This window comes from Nocardia seriolae NBRC 15557 (assembly GCF_007990715.1).
Taxonomy (GTDB): domain Bacteria; phylum Actinomycetota; class Actinomycetes; order Mycobacteriales; family Mycobacteriaceae; genus Nocardia; species Nocardia seriolae.
Window position 1 is genome coordinate 1 of the sequence record NZ_BJWY01000227.1, and the last position, 3,785, is coordinate 3,785.

At 59.6% G+C, this 3,785-nt stretch carries 2 protein-coding genes; one reads left to right on the forward strand and one right to left on the reverse strand.

Annotation, left to right across the window (positions count from 1 at the left end; genetic code table 11):
* Positions 1 to 125: 125 nt before the first annotated feature.
* Complete coding sequence (locus tag NS2_RS35155; RefSeq protein WP_033091691.1) at positions 126 to 1,529, forward strand: IS1380 family transposase; 1,404 nt, start codon at positions 126 to 128, stop codon at positions 1,527 to 1,529.
* Between the two features lie 197 nt (positions 1,530 to 1,726).
* Here NS2_RS35155 and NS2_RS35160 read toward each other — a convergent pair whose 3' ends face one another.
* Positions 1,727 to 3,361, reverse strand: a complete 1,635-nt coding sequence (locus tag NS2_RS35160) for a hypothetical protein (RefSeq protein ID WP_143161448.1) — start codon at positions 3,359 to 3,361, stop codon at positions 1,727 to 1,729.
* Between the last annotated feature and the right edge of the window lie 424 nt (positions 3,362 to 3,785).

Consider the following 3,785-nt stretch of genomic DNA (forward strand, 5'->3'; position numbering starts at 1 on the left):
TTAAGCCTGAATCCACCGATGCGATCGGTGGATTCAGGTGTGTTGAAATGAAGAAAGTGCCTTCTGAGCTGGAAAGATTGGAGTTACCACACCACAATCAAGACCAGTTCCGAAAGACACTTTCAGTGCGATTGTTCCATAGGTTCGCAGAGGACTCGGCAAGGTTCGATGACGATGACCTCGTGTCGTGTGCCGGGTTGGCTCCGGTGATGACATTGGCCGAGCAGACCGGCTTGACCAGGCTGTTGACCGAGAAAGTCGCTATCGACACGCCGCGAATCAAGTCCGGGACAGCGAATCTCGCGCCGAAGCTGGCCACCTTGATCGCCGGGATGTGCGCGGGCGCGGACAGCATCGACGATATCGATCTGTTGCGTAGCGGCGGGTGCAAGACCCTGTTCGAGGGCGTTTACGCGCCCTCGACGGTCGGAACTGCGTTGCGGGAGTTCACCTTCGGCCATGCCAAGCAGTTGGAGTCGGTGATGCGCGAGCATCTGCTCGCCCTGAACGAAAGGGTCGATCTGCTGCCCGGCGCGCAGGCCCGCGTGTTCGTCGATATCGACTCGTTGCTGCGCCCGGTCTACGGGCACCGGAAACAAGGCGCCTCCTACGGGCACACCAAGGTTGCGGGTAAACAGGTTCTCCGCAAAGGACTTTCGCCCCTGGCTGCCACGATCAGCCCCGACCTCACGGCACCGGTGATCGCCGGGATGCGGTTGCGCGCAGGCAAAACCGGCTCCGGCAAGGGAGCCGCGTCGATGGTCACCGCAGCGATCGGGACAGCCTGCGTCGTCGGCGCGGACGGAACCGTCCTGGTCCGCAGGGATTCGGCCTACGGCACCCGCAAGGTCGTGCGTGCCGCACTACGGGCCGGGGCGCAGTTCTCGCTGGTGCTGACCCGCAACCCTGCCGTGAACGCCGCGATCGCGGCGATCACCGAGGACGAGTGGACCCCGGTGCGTTACCCAGGCGCGGTCCAAGATCCCGACACCGGACAGTGGATCTCCGACGCCGAGGTCGCCGAAATCACTTATACCGCTTTCGCTTCCACGAAAGATCGGACCACAGCGCGGTTGATCGTGCGGCGGGTCAAAGACGCCCGCTACCCCGACGCGCTGTTCCCCCTCTGGCGGTATCACCCGTTCTTCACCAACTCGCACGAACCGGTCGCCGACGCCGACATCACCCACCGCAAACATGCTGTTATCGAAACCGTGTTCGCCGATCTGATCGACGGGCCACTGGCTCATATCCCGTCCGGGAAGTTCGGCGCGAACTACGCCTGGGGCCTGTGCGCGGCGATCGCCCACAACCTGCTGCGCGCCGCCGGCACACTGGCCGGGCACCGGCTCGGCCGGGCGCGAGGATCGACCCTGCGCCGCAAAATCGTCAACATCCCCGCTCGCCTGACGCGCCCGCAACGCCGTCCGATCCTGCACCTGCCCCGCCGCTGGCCCTGGGCGGATGCATGGCTCACTTTGCGGCACAACACAATCGGTTACAGTCCACCGCTCGCGGTCACCGTCTGACCACCCCGCCGGACACGGCCCGACCAAAACCTCGAAGTGGAAAAGCTGGGCAGACCAGCGGTGACCCCACGCCCGAAACTGGCTGGTCTGCGCGCCTTCGGCGCGCAGACCAGCCGGAACCCGAGTCGGTGGATTCAGGTTAAGTCGGCACCTGTCGCGAATTTTGAGAACCTACAGACATTGCAATGCAGGCGCTGTCAATTCGCTGCCAGTCGGACTTTCTCGCCATTGACGGCGAGATCGATCGACTTTCCACCCTTATCCCAGTCGTCGAAGTTCAATTCCGCGGTGCCGCCTTTCGCCACGTTGATGCCGTCATAGGTGAATTCTCGTGTCTCCTTCTTGCTTTTGTCATCGCGTATTATCCGTACGCCTATGGCCTCATCTGCACCCGATTTGCTTCCGTCAACGGTGAAGACATTGTGATCCAACGGGAGTGACACACTGACCTCGCCGCCAGCTCCCACGGCCGTCTTGCTCGCGATGAAAGTATAGTCGGTGCTATCGTAGCTCTCGCCTATCTCGATGTCCGGTTTCTGTGCATCGGTGGAATTATAGGTCACTTTGGAGCCGTCGCCCGAGACTTTGATCGTCGATTTAGAGTTCGGTGTGAGATTGATGCTACTTGCCGAGATTTCATATGCGTCACCAATGATGCTCACACTGGTCGGATCAGTTTTGTTGAGCTCCGTACCATCGACGGTGACGGAGTATTGGGCGCCTGGGGGCAGTTCGTAGGTGGGCTCGCTGCGGTAGGCTGAGTCGTTTGCTTTGATATCGACGAATCGTGCACCGGGAATTTCGTTGACTCGTTTTCCACCGACAAATCCAATGCGTCGCTCGTGATCATCGGTGATCAACAAGTGCCCGTGGTCGATCGGATCTCCGTTCAAGAACACCGTGATCGGACTACCACCGGTGGATGCACCCGTTTTGTTGCCCTTAATGTGATGCGCGGTGTGAGGAAACGGGTGCTGCTTCTGTGCGGGGGTAGTGGGGTCGAGCTCAAGTGTTCCGGTTCCCGCGTCGCCGTCGTAGTTTTCGGCCGCGTGGCGTGGGTCGGCCGCTGTCGTGTAGGTCCAAGTGTTACGCGTGGTGTCGACGTCGACGTGGCGAATCTCGTTGAGATAGTTGTTGTCATAGATCAGGATCGATTTCATGCCATCGCCCTTGTCTTCGATGGCGAACGGAGTCACCTCGTGACCGCCGGTACGATCCCGCTTGTAAAATCCGAGCGAATATGTCTCCGCTGCGCCGGGTTTCAGTACCCCAATCAATTTGTCGACAATCTGATTCGGGGTGCCTTGGACCTGTCCATCACGCACAGCTTGCATGGACTGCCCGACGAACTGCCTGGCGATCATCTCCTGCATTGCTTTGTTACCGGGGAAACGGAGATCGGCGGTGGCGTCTCCCCCGAAGTTCTCCGGTTGAAGTGCGCCCATGTGCAGCAGCAGGCTGGTCACGGACATGCCGTAACAATGTCCCCCATTCATATCATTGTTTTGACTCAGCATCCACCGGCGGGCCTGCGGTATAAGCACACAAGTACCGCCCTGGTCGAAGGCGCACACCTCGTCTCCGAACAGGATTCTCATGGAAGGCGGTATCAGATTGGTCGGACCGTTTTCGTTTCCGTAATTTTGGAATCCGAAACCGTCCTTGTCTGGCCGGAAACCGGAGTCGGCTAGTAGCTGCCCGGTCGGGATATACCCTTCGTTTAGACTTGAATCATACGAAATGACCGGCTCGGCGTCCGCAACGCCTGTGGCGATTGCAGTGAAGGCAGCTACCGCGATAGCTGTTGCCTCTGCGAACTTTCTGGACCTCAACCCCTACCTCCATGACTGATATGCGTCGATCACGGGATCTTCGCATTGAGGACTGAAATCTGATGCGTTGACGATTCCGGCGCCATGACACCACAGTGGCCCTGCACTCGCTGGGTACCCCGCGTACAGCAGAAACTGCAGAAATTTCGACACTACGAGATCTGGCTTCCCGTACCGCCGACAACAAACATCCAGTGCAGGATTTCCCGATCAAATGGCCACTGCCGAGAAATATGACTAGTGGACGTTTACATCTTGCATCAGCGGCCACACGTGGTCGATCAAGACGTGCAGACGAGGGGTCGCGCCGCGTGTCGGATGGCGTCTATTGCCACATAGTGGGGGGAGGACTGGCAGGTGCCGACCTCGTCGGCGTTGTGCAAGGCCCGCGCGCTCAACTGGGCGAAGAGTCCAATGCCATTAA